Origin of the sequence: Clostridium sp. E02 (genome assembly GCF_003833015.1) — a bacterium.
Classification (GTDB): domain Bacteria; phylum Bacillota; class Clostridia; order Lachnospirales; family Lachnospiraceae; genus Lacrimispora.
This window is the reverse complement of sequence record NZ_RJLQ01000032.1, coordinates 1-18621: the sequence shown is the minus strand read 5'-3', so window position 1 is coordinate 18621 and position 18621 is coordinate 1. Positions and strand designations below refer to the sequence as shown.

15 protein-coding genes are annotated in these 18621 nt (G+C 39.8%); 12 read left to right on the top strand and 3 right to left on the bottom strand.

What is annotated here, in order from left to right; all coding sequences use genetic code 11:
• Positions 1-13: 13 nt before the first annotated feature.
• The 5 genes from EFT72_RS17925 (at position 14) to EFT72_RS17905 (ending at position 5854) form a co-directional block, all read left to right on the top strand.
• Positions 14-1006, top strand: coding sequence for a dipeptidase (locus tag EFT72_RS17925; RefSeq protein WP_124068288.1), 993 nt, complete (start codon positions 14-16; stop codon positions 1004-1006).
• A 103-nt stretch (positions 1007-1109) separates the two neighbouring features.
• The gene (locus tag EFT72_RS17920) at positions 1110-2762 is read left to right on the top strand and encodes a Na/Pi cotransporter family protein (protein WP_124068287.1); all 1653 of its coding nucleotides are present in this window, start codon (positions 1110-1112) and stop codon (positions 2760-2762) included.
• 46 nt (positions 2763-2808) lie between these two features.
• Positions 2809-3498, top strand: a complete 690-nt coding sequence (locus tag EFT72_RS17915) for a response regulator transcription factor (RefSeq protein ID WP_124068286.1) — start codon at positions 2809-2811, stop codon at positions 3496-3498.
• Positions 3499-3535: 37 nt separating this feature from the next.
• Positions 3536-4924 carry an ATP-binding protein gene (locus tag EFT72_RS17910; protein ID WP_124068285.1) on the top strand — a complete coding sequence of 463 codons (1389 nt, stop codon included), beginning with the start codon at positions 3536-3538 and terminating at the stop codon, positions 4922-4924.
• A 42-nt stretch (positions 4925-4966) separates the two neighbouring features.
• Positions 4967-5854: a DegV family protein gene (locus EFT72_RS17905; RefSeq protein ID WP_124068284.1), complete on the top strand. Its 888-nt coding sequence runs from the start codon at positions 4967-4969 to the stop codon at positions 5852-5854.
• A gap of 7 nt (positions 5855-5861) precedes the next feature.
• On the opposite strand, the gene EFT72_RS17900 is transcribed toward EFT72_RS17905, so the two are convergent.
• A complete protein-coding gene (locus tag EFT72_RS17900; protein ID WP_124068283.1) occupies positions 5862-6212 on the bottom strand; it encodes a NusG domain II-containing protein in 351 nt (116 codons plus the stop codon).
• A gap of 190 nt (positions 6213-6402) precedes the next feature.
• On the opposite strand from EFT72_RS17900, the gene EFT72_RS17895 reads away from it, so the two are divergent.
• From EFT72_RS17895 to EFT72_RS17865, 7 genes are all read left to right on the top strand, one after another.
• Positions 6403-7959 (top strand): FMN-binding protein, encoded by a 1557-nt coding sequence (locus EFT72_RS17895; protein WP_124068282.1) that lies wholly within the window; start codon positions 6403-6405, stop codon positions 7957-7959.
• Positions 7960-8080: 121 nt separating this feature from the next.
• On the top strand, positions 8081-8599 hold the full coding sequence (locus EFT72_RS17890) for a Gx transporter family protein (RefSeq protein ID WP_124068281.1): 519 nt from the start codon (positions 8081-8083) through the stop codon (positions 8597-8599).
• Positions 8600-8866: 267 nt separating this feature from the next.
• Positions 8867-9730 carry a YitT family protein gene (locus EFT72_RS17885; protein ID WP_124068280.1) on the top strand — a complete coding sequence of 288 codons (864 nt, stop codon included), beginning with the start codon at positions 8867-8869 and terminating at the stop codon, positions 9728-9730.
• A 213-nt stretch (positions 9731-9943) separates the two neighbouring features.
• On the top strand, positions 9944-10987 hold the full coding sequence (locus EFT72_RS17880) for an ABC transporter substrate-binding protein (protein WP_124068279.1): 1044 nt from the start codon (positions 9944-9946) through the stop codon (positions 10985-10987).
• A 70-nt stretch (positions 10988-11057) separates the two neighbouring features.
• Positions 11058-11972 carry an ABC transporter permease gene (locus EFT72_RS17875; RefSeq protein WP_124068278.1) on the top strand — a complete coding sequence of 305 codons (915 nt, stop codon included), beginning with the start codon at positions 11058-11060 and terminating at the stop codon, positions 11970-11972.
• 2 nt (positions 11973-11974) lie between these two features.
• Positions 11975-12772 (top strand): ABC transporter ATP-binding protein, encoded by a 798-nt coding sequence (locus EFT72_RS17870; RefSeq protein ID WP_124068277.1) that lies wholly within the window; start codon positions 11975-11977, stop codon positions 12770-12772.
• A 261-nt stretch (positions 12773-13033) separates the two neighbouring features.
• Entirely contained in the window at positions 13034-14611 is a 1578-nt protein-coding gene (locus EFT72_RS17865) for an SH3 domain-containing protein (RefSeq protein WP_243110056.1), read from the top strand.
• Positions 14612-14656: 45 nt separating this feature from the next.
• On the opposite strand, the gene EFT72_RS17860 is transcribed toward EFT72_RS17865, so the two are convergent.
• The gene (locus EFT72_RS17860; RefSeq protein ID WP_124068275.1) at positions 14657-16966 is read right to left on the bottom strand and encodes a hydratase; all 2310 of its coding nucleotides are present in this window, start codon (positions 16964-16966) and stop codon (positions 14657-14659) included.
• A 3-nt stretch (positions 16967-16969) separates the two neighbouring features.
• Positions 16970-18301: a citrate synthase gene (locus tag EFT72_RS17855; protein WP_124068274.1), complete on the bottom strand. Its 1332-nt coding sequence runs from the start codon at positions 18299-18301 to the stop codon at positions 16970-16972.
• Between the last annotated feature and the right edge of the window lie 320 nt (positions 18302-18621).

Here is an 18621-nt window from a genome sequence, read left to right as displayed (position 1 = left end):
GGAAGGACATTATATGAAAGTTATTGATATGCATTGCGATACGATTTCAAAGCTGTACGAATGGAAAGAAGAAGGGAAGATTTGTTCCATATTAAAAAATGACTGCCATATTGATCTGAAAAGAATGAAAAAGGGAGATTACTATTTGCAGAATTTTGCGTTATTTACAGAACTAAAAAAGCAGGAGCATCCCTTTGAATATTGTATGGAACTTCTGGATCTTTTTTATACAGAACTGGAGGCATATCCGGATTTAATTGGGATCGTAACGTCGTATCAGGATATCGATAAGAATCAGAATAAGGGGAGGATGTCAGCGATGCTGACCATCGAAGAAGGTGGAGTTTGCCAGGGAAAACTTGCATTTTTAAGGAACTTTTACCGTCTTGGTGTCCGTATGATGACTCTGACTTGGAACCATAAGAATGAACTGGCGTATCCCAACCGGATCTGGGTGGAGAATGAGGAAGCATTTTTTGAACCGGATACGGAACACGGTTTGACAGAAACGGGTATTTTGTTTGTGGAAGAGATGGAAAGGCTGGGAATGATCATTGATCTTTCTCATTTATCGGATGCAGGTATTTATGATGTGTTCCAGTATACACAAAAGCCATTGGTTGCCAGTCATTCCAATGCAAGAAGCATTGCCTCTAATCCCAGAAATCTGACCGATGATATGATCCGAAAACTGGCAGACAGGGGGGGAGTGACTGGCATTAATTATTGTGCGGACTTTCTATATAATTGGAAAAGGGGAGAGTCTTCAATTAGTCGGGTGGAGGATATGGTGAAACATATGAAACATCTAAAAAAGGTAGGTGGGATTCATTGTATCGGGCTGGGATCTGACTTTGATGGGATCGGTGGAAATTTGGAAATGCGGTCTCCAGAAGATCTGCCTCTTTTAGAAAAATTTATGAAAAAAGAAGGATTTAGTGGGCGGGAGATTGAAGCAGTCTTTTTTGGAAATGTATTACGTGTCTATAAGGAAATTTTACAGTAAGATAAAAATTTACATAAAATTTACAAACATATGTATAATACTTTACATAGATTTGATATGATACTTACATAACATGACTTGTCATGAAACTCAGGAGGAAGAGATGTCAATTACGGATATACAAATGCTATTTAAATTCATAGGAGGACTGGGGATGTTCCTCTATGGAATGGATTCTATGGCAAATGGTCTTCAAAAGTCTGCTGGTCATAAATTGCAACAGCTTTTAGGAGCATTGACCAACAACCGAATTATGGGAGTATTGTTAGGAACCTGTATCACAGCGATCGTTCAAAGCAGCTCTGCCACTACGGTTATGGTAGTCGGTTTTGTTAATGCAGGAATCATGAACTTGCAGCAGGCAGTGGGAATTATCATGGGTGCGAATATTGGTACGACAGTTACTAGCTGGATCGTGTCTATGAGTGAATGGGGAGAGATGTTAAAACCAGAGTTTTTTGCGCCTGCCTTGGTGGGACTTGGTGCCCTATTTAGTCTATTCTCTAAAAACCAAAAGAAAAAACAGGCAGGAGAAATTCTAGTTGGGTTCGGTGTTTTATTTATTGGACTTAATTTTATGTCCGCTTCCATTATTCCATACCGCAATGCTCCTATATTTGCCCAGGCGTTTACAGCTCTTGGAAAAAATCCTATATTGGGAATTCTTGCGGGTCTTATTGTTACTGGTGTCATACAAAGTTCTTCAGCCTCAGTTGGTATCTTGCAAACACTCGCATTGAATGGAATTGTAAACTGGCAATCCGCAATTTTTATTACGCTTGGTCAGAATATAGGTACCTGTGTCACTGCACTGCTTTCTAGTCTTGGAGCGAATAAAACAGCAAAAAGAGCGGCAGCCATTCATTTGATGTTTAATTTGGCTGGAGCGATTATATTTGGAATTGTGATGTTTATATTTTTCCAGATCCATCCTGTATTGGCAATCTCAAGAATTAGTAGTGTGGAGATATCCATATTTCACACCATATTTAATGTAAGCAATACCATAATCTTATTCCCATTTGCAGCACTTTTAGTAAAACTTTCCGGAATGCTGATCAAGGATGAAGAAAAAGAGGAGCAAAGTTCTGAAGGTGTCATGAGACGGCATTTGGATGAAAGAATCTTAGAGACTCCTTCCTTTGCCATAGAAAACGTGAATCATGAAGTTGTAAATATGGGATATGCTGCATTGGAAAATTTTGATCTAGCAGAGGAAGCTTTGCTTGGAAATAACAAATCAGATATCCAGTTAGTAGAACAAATGGAGCAAAAAATTGATGAGTATGAAAAAATTCTAACCGAGTATTTAATCAAAATCAACAATCAATCCCTGAATGAAGAACAGCATATATCGGTGAAGAATCTATTCTATACAATCAGTGATTTTGAACGTGTCAGTGACCATTGTGAGAACTTGTCAGAGCTGGCTGCAGAAAAGGCGGAACGCAAGATTGTCTTTTCAGAAGAAGCAAAAAATGAGATGAAGGAGATGTTTCACGCGGTAAGAAAGTCGCTGGAATCGTCTATTAAAGCAAGAGAGACCACAGACATGTCATTGGTACGTGCAGTCGTTCAAAGTGAAGAAAACGTAGACAGTTTGGAAGAAGATTTAAGAGAACGTCATATTGAACGATTGTCCAATCAGACTTGTAAACCAGAAAATGGAGTAATATTCTTAGATGCATTAAGCAATTTGGAAAGAATTTCCGATCATGCGCATAACATTGCGAGTTACGTGAAAGAAGAGATGTAAAAAAGTAGAACTAGCATGATTTTGTCTTGCCAGGAAGGGAGAATGTATGGAAAGAATTTATGTAATAGAGGATGACGATAACATAAGAGATTTGATAAAAATAGCGTTGGAAGGCTTTGGTTATGAAGTATCTGCATTTGAGATGGCAGAGGAGTCTCTAAAACATATGGAAGCAGACAAGCCATCCCTAGCAGTATTTGATTTAATGCTGCCTGGGATGGATGGAATGGCTGCGATTCGAAAAATCCGTAAAAATGAATCTTTAAAAGACACTCCCATTCTGGTCTTGACTGCTAAGGATCGAGAATTTGATAAAGTGGCAGGACTAGATGGAGGTGCCGATGATTATATGACAAAACCTTTTGGGGTCATGGAACTGGCAGCTAGGATCCGTAGCTTGCTACGTCGTAGTACTAGAGGACAGGCATCAGAGGAAGAACTAGAACGATATTGTCTGAATCTGAATAAAAAAACCAGAGAAGTCTATTGTGAAGCAAAAAAAGTAGAGCTTACGTTAAAGGAATTTGACTTATTGCAATATCTTATGGAAAATCATAATAAGGTGGTAACCAGAGATGAGCTGCTGAATCATATATGGGGTTACGATTATGATGGTGAAACCAGAACTCTTGATATGCATATTCGAACGCTTCGTCAGAAACTTGGAGAAAACGGTGGTTCCTGTATTAAAACCATTCGGGGTGTAGGATATCGATTTATTAAGACAGAAGGGTAATGCAGGAGGCGGATTCATTTGGTATGTGGAGGAAAGTATGAAAAAAGCTATATTTAAAAAATTTATCCAAATTATACTAGTCGTGCTGGTACTCAGCAGTTCTATTTTTTATATTGCGTCGAGCAGTGCGCTTCTTAAAAACTCTAAGAATGATATGCGGTATACATTAAAAGCAATGGATGAAGTTCTGGACTATTCTGCTGATGTTAAAGCTGAAATTGCAAAGATGAAAACGACTCTGAATGACAATCAGAGTCGTTTTACCATTATTCGTATGGATGGGAGTGTGATCGCTGATACAGGGGATGTACCAGTGGAGTTATTGGATAATCACAAGGAAAGGGAAGAAATTAAAGAAGCTAAATCAGCAGGTGTTGGAACCTCTAGGAGGTATTCTCATACGCTAAAAGAAAATATGCTCTATGTGGCAGTTCGTTCTTCCAGGGCGGACTATATTTTGCGTATGGCGATTCCATATACAGGAATGAAAGAATATCTGATGTTGCTGCTTCCCGCAGTTTGGCTGAGTTTTCTTGTTGCGCTTCTCTATTCCGCCTTTTCCGCAGACAGCTTTGCGGAATCCATCACCAGACCATTAAAGGAGATATCTCAGGAAATGCGAAAGGTAAATGGCGATTATACGGATTTGTCTTTTGAGACATATCAATATCCAGAGATAAATATTATTGCGGATACCACCACGAAAATGTCTAAAAATGTCAAAGATTATCTAACTCAAATTGAACTGGAAAAACAGATTCGCCAGGAATTTTTCAGTAATGTTTCTCACGAATTGAAAACACCAATTACATCTGTTCAGGGGTATGCAGAATTATTAGAAAGTGGTATCATACAGGATGAAGATCAAAAAATAGACTTTTTAAGAAGAATCAAGAAAGAAGCCTCCAACATGAACAGCCTGATCAATGATATTTTAATGATTTCACGGCTTGAGACAAAGGAAGCGGAAGTGTTAAAAAGTGATGTACGCCTATCCATTTTGGTGGAGGATATCATTGATTCCATTAAACCTCTTGCGGCAACCCGTGAGGTTTTGGTTCATACGGATTGCAAACCGATCTGCATCTATGCCAATGGACAGCAGATGAAAGAACTGATTGGGAATCTTATTACAAACGCTGTAAAATATAATAAGCCTGGTGGGGAAGTTTGGGTCACTGTAACGGAAGAGGACCGAAATTTGCTTATAAAAGTAAAGGACGACGGAGTGGGAATTCCAAAGGAATCTCTTGGACGTATTTTTGAACGGTTTTATCGGGTGGATAAAGGCAGAAGCAAGAAACAGGGTGGAACGGGGCTTGGACTTTCTATCGTAAAGCACATCGTGAATTTTTACCATGGCACCATATCGGTACACTCTGTTTTAGACATTGGAACAGAATTTGTGGTTAAGATTCCTCTATAGGGGTAATTATAAAACAGACGAAGAATTAAAAAGGAGTGAACTATGGAAGCATATGTTTTGACCTGTTGTTCAACAGCAGATATGGATAAAGAATTTTTTTTAGACCGCCAGATTCCCTACGTTAGTTTTCACTTTACCATTGACGGGGAGACTTATCCGGATGATCTGGGGGAAAGTTATTCCCTGAGTCAATTTTATGACCAGATTAAAAAAGGATCAAAACCCACAACTTCTCAGGTCAATATAGTGGAATATTGCGAATTTTTCGAGCCAATTCTAAAGCAGGGGAAAAATATACTTCATGTCACTTTATCTTCTGGTATATCCGGAACCTATAACTCTGCCTGTGCAGCAGCTTCCGAGATGCGTACAAAATATCCAGACAAAAAAATTGTTGTATTAGATTCCCTTGGTGCATCCTCTGGGTACGGTCTTTTGATTGATGCGATCGCGAATTTTAGAGATCAGGGACTGGGTCTTGAAGAGACAGCTGAATGGGTTCTAAATAAACGCTTAACCGTTCACCACTGGTTTTTTTCTGCTGATTTAAGCAGTTTTAAGCGAGGGGGACGGATTTCTGCAACTTCTGCGATGTTGGGGACTGTACTTAATATATGCCCACTTATGACTATAAACGATTCCGGACAACTAGTTCTCAAACAAAAGATCCGTACAAAGCATAAGGCAATTCGGGAAATGGTGAAGCAGATGGAACTTCATGCAGACCATGGAGAAAATTACGATGGGCCCTGTTTCATATCCCATTCGGCTGCTGTCGATGATGCCAGAGAAGTGTCAGCTCTCATCGAAGATAGATTTCCTCATCTAAAAGGGAACATTGTAATTCACGAAATTGGAACGGTGATTGGCTCCCACACTGGACCAGGTACGGTAGCGTTGTTCTTCTTTGGCGATGTAAGGGGAGAGTGAGTGCTTATTAATCTCCTGTAATTGTAGCAATCAGACGATTGGGGAGACATACAATGCTTTCCCCTGTATGATTGATCGTCCCTTGATGTACGCAGATCTTGTCAGGACAGGAGGCTTCGGAAACATGGACAGTCCCATTTTTTATAATGATCCGATTGGTTCCATTGTTGTAGCCTTTTACTACAAAATCAGCATCTTGATCTAGATTTTTTGTCTCAATTATTTCCCCATCTACAGATATCGTCACCTGCCGTGCTGGTTTTGAGAAAAGAAAGTGATTTACCAACAGCAGGATACAAGATATTATGATTATAACAACAATTAAAATAACTTCTTTTTTCTTTTTCTTTAATTCCATAGTTAAAAATCCTCTTATACATAATTTTGATTTTCTTGAGATCCATCCGTACTATTGGCTGGATTAAGAATGGCTACAATTATATCATATAATTTTTATTCCTACCATATAATTAAAATTTTATAAATTGATTGCTGAACCTGAACGAGTATGTTAAAATATAATCAAACTTTATAACATAGGAGGAATTATGATTAAAGGTAACGCAAAGAGAAATGGATATATTGGGCTGGGAGCGATGATACTACTTGCTGGCGCTACTATTTTTGGGTCTGACCCCCTTTATAAGGCAATTGATCATGTAGTTAGACCAGAATTATACACATCAGGCACTTATACAGGTACCACTGAAGGATATGGAGGTATCGTAACCGCAAAGGTAACTGTATCAAATAAAAGCATGGAATTCATCGAAGTAGTAGGAGAGAAAGAAACACTTCTAGATATGGTATTGCCTAAACTTACGGATTCCATTCTTGCCAGTCAATCTACAGAGGTTGATGCTGTTTCAGGTGCTACAATAAGCAGCAACGCAATAAAGGAAGCGGTTGGATTAGCACTTGCCCAGGCGAGAGGCGAAGAGGTTGAAACAAAACCTGAGTCAGAACAGGCTGAAGAATCGAACGAACAAGGTGAGTCTACCCTAAAAGATGGAACATACTCCTACGAAGCGCCTGAATTCACCGATAGTGGTTATAAAGATCAAGTCTCCATGACAATCAAGGATAATACAATAACTGCTTTGGCTTGGGACTGTATTGACGAAGAAGGAAATAAAAAGAGCCAGTTATCTATGGATGGAGCGTACGTTATGACAGAAGACGGTCCGAAGTGGCATGAGCAGGCGGAATCTGTTGTAAGTTATGTATTGGATCACCAGTCTTTAGAAGGATTGCTGAATCAAGAAGGATATACAGATTCCATCGCATCCGTAAGCATTAATCTAGAGGGATTTGCAACGGGAGTAAAAGACTGCCTCAGTCAGGCATCTGCAGAGAAGGAACCAGCAACCAGTGGATTAAAAGAGGGAACTTATTCTTACGAATCGCCTGAATTCACCAAGAGTGGTTATAAAGATCAGGTCTCTATGACAATCAAGGATAACACAATTACTGCTTTGACTTGGGACTGCATCGACGAAGAAGGAAATAAAAAAAGCCAGTTATCCATGGATGGAGCGTACGTTATGACAGAAGACGGTCCGAAGTGGCATGAGCAGGCGGAATCCGTTGTAAGTTATGTATTGGATCACCAGTCTTTAGGAGGATTGCTGAATCAAGAAGGATATACAGATGCCATCGCATCCGTAAGCATTAATCTAGAAGGATTTGCAACGGGAGTAAAAGACTGTCTCAGTCAGGCATCTGCAGAGAAAGAACCAGCAACCAATGGATCAAAGGCTGGATCTTATTCCTACGAATCGCCCGAATTCACCGAGAGCGGTTATAAAGATCAGGTCTCCATGACAATCAAGGATAATACAATAACTGCTTTGACTTGGGACTGCATCGACGAAGAAGGAAATAAAAAGAGCCAGTTATCCATGGATGGAGCGTATGTAATGACAGAGGACGGTCCGAAGTGGCACGAGCAAGCGGAATCTGTTGTGAGTTATGTATTGGATCACCAGTCTATAGAAGGATTGCTGAATCAAGAAGGATATACAGATGCCATTGCATCTGTAAGTATTAATCTAGAAGGATTTGCAACGGGAGTAAAAGACTGCCTCAGTCAGGCGGACCAATAAATAATTATCATAAGAACCCGGAAGTCGACAGAGTGTAATGTCGCTTTCGGGTTTTTTCTTTTACATCATGAAAGATGTGTGATAAAATAAGCGTGAAATGCGACGTAAAAGGAGAAATTTTATGAATAAAAATAAATCAGCAAAATTCGCTGCAGTCTATGGGATGCTGATTGCTTTGGCCTTTGTTCTTAGTTTTATTGAGAGTTTGATTCCTATTTCTCTTGGGATTCCAGGTGTAAAGCTGGGACTGGCCAATCTGGTTACAATTGTTGGACTATACACCATAGGAATCAGGGGGACTGTGGTGATTTCTTTGCTTCGAATTGTGTTGGTAGGGTTTACATTTGGAAATATGTTTGCTCTATTCTATAGTCTGGCTGGTTGGGGATTAAGTCTCTTTACTATGGCTGTTTGTAAAAAATTTAACTGGTTTGGGACTACTGGAATTAGTATATTGGGAGGAATCGCTCATAACATTGGGCAGATCTGTGTGGCATCTATCGTGGTTCAGCAGGTGGGTATTTTTTACTATCTTCCAATGTTGTTGCTAGCAGGTACAGTTGCGGGATTGGTGATTGGATTATTAGGGGGACTTATTATTACTAGAATCAATCATATTATTAAAAACTATATGAATTAAGGAATGGATGATATGGAAGGGGAAACAAATGATTGACGTGGCAATCAAAAAACTAGTAGAGTATGGGGTGGAGGTTGATTTTATCGTTTTCTTTTGATATTGGCTTTATTTTTGTTTCACAATAGAAAGATTGTGAGTGTATCAGATAGAATGATGTTTGTATTCGTTGCCTCTTTGAGTTATATTCTAATGGGAAGAGATGGAAACATCTTAACCTAAAAGAATAATAAAACCGGTCAGATGACCGAAGGAGACAAAACAAGAATCATGAAGCAGACAGAAAATAAAGTACTGAGAACGCTTATGGAGTATGGACTTATAACACTCAGTATCTGGGTTATGGTAATCGGAATTTACTTTTTCAAATTTCCAAACAATTTTGCATTTGGAGGTATCACTGGTTTTTCGACCGTTATCAGTGCATTTACTCACTGGTCGCCGGGTGAGTTTACAACCATTGTGAATACGATTTTATTAATCGTTGGATTTTTATTTTTAGGGCGGGGATTTGGGATTAAAACGGTTTACGCCAGTGTCTTGATGTCTGTATTTTTGTATCTATTGGAACATCTGTGTCCCTTGTCAAGACCATTGACGACAGAACCGCTTCTGGAGTTGATCTTTGCCATATTGCTGCCAAGTGTGGGATCTGCCATTTTGTTTAGCGTTGGAGCTTCTAGTGGAGGAACAGATGTTATTGCAATGATTCTAAAGAAGTTTACAAGTTACAATATTGGAACGGTGCTTTTACTAGTTGACGTCGCCGCTGTTATTATGGCATATTTTGTATTTGGACCTGAGACAGGATTATTTTCTACTCTGGGGCTCTTAGCAAAATCCCTCGTGATTGATGATGTCATTGAAAACATCAATTTGTGTAAGTGTTTCAGTATCATATGTGATGATCCGACACCTATATGTGAGTATATTATACACGGTCTTAATCGGAGTGCAACGGTTTATGAAGCACAGGGAGCGTTCACTCATCACAAAAAGACAGTGATACTAACAACAATGAAACGATCTCAGGCACTCAAACTGAGAAATTATATACGTAATGTGGAGCCGTCTGCATTCATTTTAATTTCAAATTCCAGTGAAATCATTGGAAAAGGATTTATGACCAATTAAACGGCTGAACCGGAGAATGAATTTCTCCGGTTTTTTATGTTATAGGAAATCCCTCACAGACTGGTTTTATTTCGTCAAAATTCACAAAAATCACTTTAATGCTTTAAAAACGCATAAAATTAATGTAATAAAATTGACGAGGAATATATTTTGTAGTATCATACGAATAAGTTCAAGACAAGACTAGTTATTTAAGGAAGAGGAGAGATGATTATGAAAAAAATGACAAAAGCAATATCTCTGGTATTATCGGGCTTTTTGATGTTATCCCTTGCGGGCTGTGCCAATGCAGACCCGGAAAAATCAGATTCAAAAAAAGGATCGGAAGCAGAGATTACACAAACAGATAAGATGAGTGAAGAAGAAACCCAGACAGAAAAAACTGCTGAGGGAAAGTCATATACGATCGGTGTATTACAGTTGGTTCAACATGCAGCACTGGATGCTTCTAATCAGGGCTTTGTAAAGGCATTAGATGATGCAGGTCTTAACTATACCATTGACCAACAGAATGCTTCTGGAGATCAGTCTACCTGTCAGACGATTGCCAGTAAGCTAGTAAATGATGGAGATGATTTGATTCTGGCTATCGCAACTCCGGCAGCACAGGCAGTTGTAGGAAACACAAGTGACATACCGGTTTTAATAACAGCAGTCACAGATCCTGCCTCTTCTGATTTAGTAGAAAGTAACGATGCCCCTGCTGGGAATGTAAGTGGTACGTCTGATTTAACTCCTGTAAAAGAACAAATCGCTTTGCTTAAAAAGATTCTTCCAGATGCAAAGACAGTAGGAATTCTTTATTGTACTGCCGAATCTAACTCAGGTATACAAGCAGAGATGGCAAAAAAGGCAATTGAAGCAGAGGGAATGACGGCTGTAGATTATACGGTATCAAGCTCCAATGAGATTCAAACGGTGGTTACTTCTATGGTTGGAACGGTTGATGCCATTTATGCGCCGACAGACAACACCATTGCGGCTGGTATGACTACCGTTGCTATGGTAGCCAATGACAATGGGATTCCCACAATTTGCGGAGAAGAAGGAATGGTGAAAGCCGGTGGTCTGGCTACTTATGGAATTAACTACTATGAACTTGGCTATTTAACCGGCCAGCAAGCGGTTAAAATTCTAAAAGACGGGGCAGATATTTCAACAATGCCAATTGAATATTTACCAATCGAAAAGTGTGAATTAACTGTGAATGAAGAAACAGCCAAATCATTAGGGATCGACGTGTCAAATCTTGAATAGGATAGATGCCAGAAGAGCATTTTTTATGTAAGGCATTTATACCTAAAAGAAAGATACGGAGGAATGATATATGAGTGGTTTACTAGTATCTTTACAAGATGCAATGGTTCAGGGGGTTTTGTGGGGAATCATGGTTTTGGGTGTGTATATCACATTTAAGCTATTGGATATTGCGGATTTAACGGTAGACGGAAGCTTTGCCCTGGGAGGTTGTGTTTGCGCGGTGATGATCCTTAATTTCAAGGTAGATCCGTGGATTGCACTTTTAGCAGCGACATTGGCAGGTATGGCGGCGGGAGCGGTAACTGGATTGTTACATACCGTCTTTGAGATTCCGGCGATTCTGGCAGGTATTTTATCTCAAATTGGTTTGTGGTCTATCAATCTTAGGATTATGAGCGGGAAGAGCAACATTCCATTGTTAAAGACAAAGACCATATTTTCTCAGTTTATTACTAGTATGGGTATGAATAAACAAGCAGGTTCCATTGTAATTGGAATCGGAGTATCTATCGTAGTGATTGTTTTTCTTTATTGGTTTTTTGGAACCGAGATTGGGAGTGCTATGCGGGCAACTGGTAATAATGAGGCCATGATCCGGGCACAGGGAGTAAACTCTAATTTCACCAAGCTTTTGGCGCTGATGATCAGCAATGGACTGGTAGGCTTGTCGGGAGGGCTTGTCTGCCAAAGCCAAAAATTTGCGGATATTAATATGGGGACTGGTGCCATTGTAATCGGTCTTGCTGCGATTGTAATTGGAGAAGTTTTAATGGGGAGACTTTTATCCTTTGGAAGTAAGCTTGCTTCGGCGGTAGCGGGTTCTGTGATCTATTTTCTCATCCGTGCGATTGTACTTCGAATGGGAATGAATGCCAATGACATGAAGTTGTTATCTGCAGTAATTGTAGCAGTAGCACTATGTGTTCCTGTGATCGTAAGAAAATATCGCCTATCAAAATCTTATACAGAAGGAGGGGTATAACTATGCTGATAATCCAGAATGTTAAAAAAACGTTTCATAAGAATACCATTAACGAAAAAAAGGCATTGAACGGCATAGACCTCCAATTAAATGAGGGGGACTTTGTTACGGTTATCGGAGGAAATGGTGCAGGAAAATCCACCATGTTAAATATGATAGCCGGGGTATACCCCATTGATTCCGGTAAGATTAGCATTGACGGAGTGAATATCTCCAGACTGCCAGAATACAAAAGGGCCAAATTTATTGGAAGAGTATTTCAAGATCCTATGATGGGCACAGCAGCTGGAATGGAAATTCAGGAAAATATGGCACTTGCCTACCGGAGAGGAAAGCAGAGAGGATTGGCATGGGGAATCAGATCGGAAGAAAAGAAATTCTATCAAAATGCACTTTTAAAACTAGGGCTTGGCTTGCAGAATCGCATGACCAATAAAGTGGGACTTCTTTCTGGGGGACAGCGTCAGGCGCTCACCCTTTTAATGGCGACGCTTCAAAAGCCTAAGCTATTACTTTTGGATGAACATACCGCAGCGCTGGACCCTAAGACAGCCAGAAAGGTACTTGAAATTACGCAAGAAATCGTAAAGGAACAAAATCTGACTACGCTTATGATTACCCATAATATGAAGGATGCCATACACATCGGCAATCGTTTGGTTATGATGCACGAAGGACGGATCATTTATGATGTGTCAGGAGAAGAGAAAAATAAGCTGGAAGTGGAAGATTTGTTAAAAAGATTTGAAGAAGCGAGTGGGGAAACGTTTACGAACGATCGTATGATGCTGGCAAAATGAGTATGATTTGTTAAAGACTGAAGACGGATTCATGACGTTTTCAGTCTTTTTTGATCTATAGAGTCAAAACTCCCCATAAAAAGATGTTACAGGATTTTTTGTAGAAAAATGAAATGTTATTAATTCTGTAACACAATCTTAATAATTTTTTGCCAGTCTTGTGTCGCAAAACCTCATATTTTATGCTATACTTAGGCAGATAGGCTCATAGTCTGAATCGGTAAAACGTAAGAATATATGAGGATGGAGAGAAAATACAGAATGGAAAACAACAACGAAAAGAAAGATTATATCATTCGTTTGGATAAGGCAAGGAAGAAACGTGGAAATAAGGATTATAAAAAGTTTTTGGTTATCGCAGGTGCGGTCGTTTTATGCGCAGTCATTGTTACTGCAACTAGTATATCGGTAAAGAAATTCAGGCAGATAAAGCCAGTCGTTGCCACAGGCTCGGAAGCGATTGCTTCAATGAGTGTTGAGGAAGAAAAGAAGGCAGCGAAAGAATCCGTTGTGGAAGCAAAAGAAAAAACCATCGCATCCTATAAAAATCTTGGAATCGTACAAGTATCTGGATATTTGAATGTACGAAAAGCGCCAGGCACCGAGGAAGATGTGATAGGTAAGCTGTTGGGAGACAGTGCTTGTGATATATTGGATAAGACGGATACTGGTTGGTATCACATATCATCCGGTGGAATTGAAGGATATATTAATTCGGAATTTGTACTGACTGATGATAAGGCGAAGAAAAAGGCAAAAGAACTTGTAAAGTTGAGAGCAATTGTACAGACCGATAACTTAAATATTAGAAAAGAGCCATCTACGAGTTCTGACGTGGTAGGACAGGCGTTGACCAATGAACGGTATGAAGTGATCGGTGAACAAGAAGGCTGGGTTCAGACCACAACGGGGTATCTTTCCTCAGACTATGTAGAGTTAGAGTATGCATTGAATGAAGCTAGAAAATTAGATTTGAAAGCCATGGTATTTAATTTCTATAAAAACATTGGGATATCAGATGTTGACAATTATTTGAATGTTAGAGAAGAACCCAATGAAAAAAGTAAGATCATCGCGAAGATGCCAAGTAAAGCAGCGGGTGATATCATAGAGACAACAGAAGATGGGTGGTATAAGATTCATTCCGGGAGCGTGACTGGATATGTAAAATCGGATTACATTCTAACGGGGCAGGCAGCCAAGGACGAGGCAATGCAAGTGGCACAGCTGATGGCAATTGTTAACACAGATATGTTAAATGCCAGATCAGAACCATCTACGGATGCTAAGATTTGGACACAAATTTCAAACAACGAACGATATCCAGTGTTAAAACAAGTCGATGGTTGGATTGAGATAGAATTAGAGGAGGATAGCAGTGCCTTTGTATCCACAGACTATGTGGATGTCCGCTACGCCCTTCCTGATGCAATTAAGTTCTCTCCGTTGGAAGACAAAGCCAATGCAGAAGCCTCTTTAAGAACAAAAATTGTTAATTATGCCCTTCAATTTTTAGGGAATCGCTATGTATGGGGAGGAACAAGCCTTACAAAAGGGGCAGATTGTTCTGGATTTACCCTGTCAGTTTATTCTAGATTTGGAATTCGTCTCCCCCATTATTCCGGATCACAGGCAGGAATGGGAAAAGCAGTAAAATCAAGTGAGATGAAGCCTGGTGATTTGATTTTTTATGCAAATAGCAGAGGAAAGGTCAATCACGTATCGATGTACATTGGGAATGGTCAGATCGTCCATGCGGCAAGCAGGAGGAGTGGGATTAAGATTTCTACATGGAATTACCGAACACCAGTAAGAATACGAAATATGATAGGTGATTAAAAGAAAGCCGGAATGGATCCCCATTCCGGCTTTCTTAACATAAATTTATTTCGCTATTTTTTCTTTGTTGTAATTAATCAGACATCCAGCTTTTACAATGGCTCGTTCTTCTGGTGTCATGTCTGCAATTTGCAGTTTGATTTCCTGTATCGGTTTTCCTTCTATATTTTTAACAACATATGCAGGGATGGATTCCATCGAACCGTCAAGTGCTGCACGAATCCCTGGGACGTAGATAAAGTCACCGACTGAAAAATCTGGTTCTTCCGCAAGTAGGAAGGGGAGCATCCCCCAATTGATTACATTGGAACGGTACCGTTTGGTCGCATAATCACGGGCAATATTAGCGAGACCACCTAATACCCTTTGACAACTAGCTGCTTGTTCCCTGGCTGATCCATCTCCAGGTTTGACTGCATAGATCATGCTGCCAATTTCGATATCTCTGGCTTTTAGCTCTGGTTGGTCTAAATAAGTACGAAGTGCTAAAAATGTTGATTCCAGTTCTTTGTCTGCTTCTAATGGGCAGGCACCATTTTTTCTGATCGTTTCCAGTTCACTTACTTTTTTGGAACGACCCACATATTCTGGGTCCCGTCGGGATAAAGTGAATTCTGCAAGTCCCAGAGGATTGGAACGATAAGAAGAAGTCTCACCAGAAGGAATCAATTCATCGGTAGTTGTTACAGGATCCATGATCTTTGAACACACGCGCAAAAGAATATTGTCCGTAAGTGCACTTTGCGTGGGCCAATCTTTGATATTAGGCCCATAAACCAATGATTCTTCTTTTATAGGCTGATCAAATCCCTGGTAAACTCTTCTTTCATAGGAAGATGAATCAAACTCATAGGCTGGAACTTGGTAATCATCTGCATAGTTTTCCGCAGAAGTAAGACGACCACCATTTGCTGCTGTTGCAGCGACAGAACGGGCATCCATAAGTGCAACGCAGGAGATCTGTCCACTTCCTGGTTTGGAGCCTTCCCGATTGGGGAAGTTCCTTGTGGTGTGACGAACGCTTAATGAATTATTAGAAGGGGTATCTCCAGCACCGAAGCAGGGACCACAGAATGCAGTACGTACTGTTGCACCAGCACCCATTAGATCGGAGATAACTCCTTTCTTAACCAGATCCATATAGACTGGCTGGGAAGAAGGATATACGGACAGGTTAAACATATCATTGCCACAGTTTTTCCCTTTCAGGATATGAGCTGCCATCATTACATTTGAGTAATTTCCTCCAGCACATCCAGCAATTACTCCCTGTTGAACCATCAGTTTCCCATCGGATATTTTGTCCATAAGAGAGAGGGAGGCGTTGGAATTGCCTACGATCTGTACGGCTTCTTTTTCCACGGATCTTAAAATATCTTCCAAGTTATCATTCAGTTCATCAATTTCATATGTATTGCTGGGATGAAACGGCATGGCAATCATTGGTTTGATTTTGCTTAGATCTACGGTAACTGCACCATCATAATAAGCAACCTCTTTTGGATTCAATTCCTTATAAGAATCTCCGCGGCCATGAAGCGTTAAATAGGCTTTGGTATCATCGTCGGTTTTCCATACGGAGGAAAGGCATGTGGTTTCTGTGGTCATAACGTCCACCCCATTCCGGTAGTCTGTATCCATAGAGGAGACTCCTGGTCCCACAAATTCCATGATTTTATTCTTTACATATCCATTCTTAAATACCTCTCCGATAATTGCAAGTGCAACATCATGAGGTCCGACATGAGGAGCTGGTGCTCCCGTGAGATAAATAGCAACGACTCCGGGATAGGTAACATCATAAGTGTCTTTTAAAAGCTGCTTAACCAGTTCTCCTCCGCCTTCCCCAATCGCTAAAGTTCCTAAAGCGCCGTAACGAGTATGGCTGTCTGAGCCCAATATCATACGTCCACATCCTGCCATCATTTCCCGCATATATTGATGAATTACTGCAATATGGGGAGGGACAAAGATGCCACCATACTTTTTTGCGGCAGATAGACCAAATACATGATCATCTTCATTGATGGTACCACCAACGGCACACAAGGAATTATGGCAGTTTGTCATGACATAAGGGATAGGAAATTCCGTTAGTCCAGAAGCTCGGGCAGTCTGAATGATACCTACAAAAGTAATATCGTGAGATGCCATAGAATCAAATCGTAACTTCAACTGTTCCATGTTATCAGAACTATTATGTGCCTTTAATATAGAGTAGGAGATCGTTCCTTTTTTTGCTTCTTCTTTTGCAATTGTAGTTCCGGTCAGAGCAGCAACTTTTTTTTCTTCCTGTTCCGGAATAAGTTCAGTTCCATTGATCAAATAAGCTCCACTGTCATATAATTGTATCATATATTATCGTTCCTTTCTTTTTTTGTAAGGCATGGTTTGCCCAACGTATTTTGTAGCGGGACGCATAATTCTTCCATCATACATCTTGTTTTCAATGTTATGAGCCAGCCACCCGACCATGCGGGCACATACAAATAATGGGGTAAAGATCTCTTCCGGTATTTTTAACATATTATAGGCGAACCCACTGTAAAAGTCTACGTTATTGGATAGTGTTTTTCCGTTTCCAGCAAGACAAGATTTGGCTACTTTTTCAAATTTAGTTAAAAAATCATACTCATCTTCCCTTTTTTTCTGCTTGGCTAATTTCTCGCAACATATTTTTAATAAATCAGCCCGAGGGTCCGAAATGGTATAGACTGCATGCCCCAATCCGTAGACCAGTCCCGTACGATCAAAAAAATCCTTTGATAGAATCTTTTGAATCACACGCTTCATTTGATCTTCAGTCGCATGAAAGCCAATTTCTTTTTCAATCGCCTTGATCATCTCCATACAACGAATATTGGCTCCACCATGCTTGGGTCCCTTTAAGGAACCGATGGAAGCGGAGATTGAAGAATATATATCAGTGCCAGTGGAAGAGATTACTACATTCGTAAAAGTTGAGTTGTTACCACCTCCATGGTCTGCATGGATCATAAGCATTACATCCAAAAGATTCGCTTCCTGCTCGGTAAATTTCCCATCTTTTCTTAATAAATAAAGAATGTTTTCCGCTATGGAATATTCGGGTTTTGGATAATGAATAATCAGGCTTTCCCGGTTGTAGCAGTGGATTTTACTTTGATATGCATAGACCGTAAGAGAAGGCAGTTTTGCCAATATGTTAATCCCTTTTAGCAGAGTTTCATAGGGATCAATATTATCTGGATCTTCATCACAATTGTACAAGGCCAGTATGCTTTGTTGAAGGCTGTTCATCAAATTGTGGGAGGGGGTTCTTAGCATGTTTTTTTCCAGAAATTCATTCGGAAGAGGATAACTCTGTCTCAGAGAGGCAGTAAAATCCATCAATTCCTTTTTGGAAGGGAGATAACCAAATAATAGTAAAAATGAAGTTTCTTCAAATCCATAGCGAGAGGATTCTTTTCCATTTACCAGATCGCTGATTTCAATTCCTCTATAGTAAAGTTTGCCAGGGACATTAACTTTTTTTCCATCTTCGATATTATATCCTACAACGTCAGAGACTCGGGTAAGCCCTACGCGTACACCAGTTCCATCGTCATTTCTCAGACCTTTTTTAACATTGTGTTCCTTGAATAAGTGGTTTGGAATATCCGTGTAATAAGAGGATTTACCAAACGTTTGTGCGATGAAAAAATCATTCATGCGATGTTCTCTCCTTTTTGTCAAATTAAGCCACAGTCGCCAAGCGGATATGCGTTTTGTAAAAAAGCAGCGCAAAAGGATCTCTTCGGCGCTGCCATCTTTGGCATAAGCTTGTGACTTTATATGTATTGTTTGGTAGTTTAACACGAAAAAGTATCAAAGTCAATACATTGTCACAACCACAATATAAATATATGATTCATTTATGATAATGTCCTAGTGTATCACAAATGATTATGTCCCAATTAGTAGTTCATATATTATAATAGAACCTCATGACTTAGAAATGAGGTGGACACAATCAGAAAGGTATTACTAAC

What these genes read in the sequence shown, in the direction of transcription:
- EFT72_RS17860 (WP_124068275.1), bottom strand. Translation starts at nt 16,966, where the DNA reads ATGATACAATTATATGACAGTGGAGCTTATTTGATCAATGGAACTGAA.
- EFT72_RS17880 (WP_124068279.1), top strand. Translation starts at nt 9,944, where the DNA reads ATGAAAAAAATGACAAAAGCAATATCTCTGGTATTATCGGGCTTTTTG.
- EFT72_RS17910 (WP_124068285.1), top strand. Translation starts at nt 3,536, where the DNA reads ATGAAAAAAGCTATATTTAAAAAATTTATCCAAATTATACTAGTCGTG.
- EFT72_RS17925 (WP_124068288.1), top strand. Translation starts at nt 14, where the DNA reads ATGAAAGTTATTGATATGCATTGCGATACGATTTCAAAGCTGTACGAA.
- EFT72_RS17870 (WP_124068277.1), top strand. Translation starts at nt 11,975, where the DNA reads ATGCTGATAATCCAGAATGTTAAAAAAACGTTTCATAAGAATACCATT.
- EFT72_RS17890 (WP_124068281.1), top strand. Translation starts at nt 8,081, where the DNA reads ATGAATAAAAATAAATCAGCAAAATTCGCTGCAGTCTATGGGATGCTG.
- EFT72_RS17875 (WP_124068278.1), top strand. Translation starts at nt 11,058, where the DNA reads ATGAGTGGTTTACTAGTATCTTTACAAGATGCAATGGTTCAGGGGGTT.
- EFT72_RS17905 (WP_124068284.1), top strand. Translation starts at nt 4,967, where the DNA reads ATGGAAGCATATGTTTTGACCTGTTGTTCAACAGCAGATATGGATAAA.
- EFT72_RS17900 (WP_124068283.1), bottom strand. Translation starts at nt 6,212, where the DNA reads ATGGAATTAAAGAAAAAGAAAAAAGAAGTTATTTTAATTGTTGTTATA.
- EFT72_RS17920 (WP_124068287.1), top strand. Translation starts at nt 1,110, where the DNA reads ATGTCAATTACGGATATACAAATGCTATTTAAATTCATAGGAGGACTG.
- EFT72_RS17865 (WP_243110056.1), top strand. Translation starts at nt 13,034, where the DNA reads ATGGAAAACAACAACGAAAAGAAAGATTATATCATTCGTTTGGATAAG.
- EFT72_RS17855 (WP_124068274.1), bottom strand. Translation starts at nt 18,301, where the DNA reads ATGAATGATTTTTTCATCGCACAAACGTTTGGTAAATCCTCTTATTAC.
- EFT72_RS17885 (WP_124068280.1), top strand. Translation starts at nt 8,867, where the DNA reads ATGAAGCAGACAGAAAATAAAGTACTGAGAACGCTTATGGAGTATGGA.
- EFT72_RS17895 (WP_124068282.1), top strand. Translation starts at nt 6,403, where the DNA reads ATGATTAAAGGTAACGCAAAGAGAAATGGATATATTGGGCTGGGAGCG.
- EFT72_RS17915 (WP_124068286.1), top strand. Translation starts at nt 2,809, where the DNA reads ATGGAAAGAATTTATGTAATAGAGGATGACGATAACATAAGAGATTTG.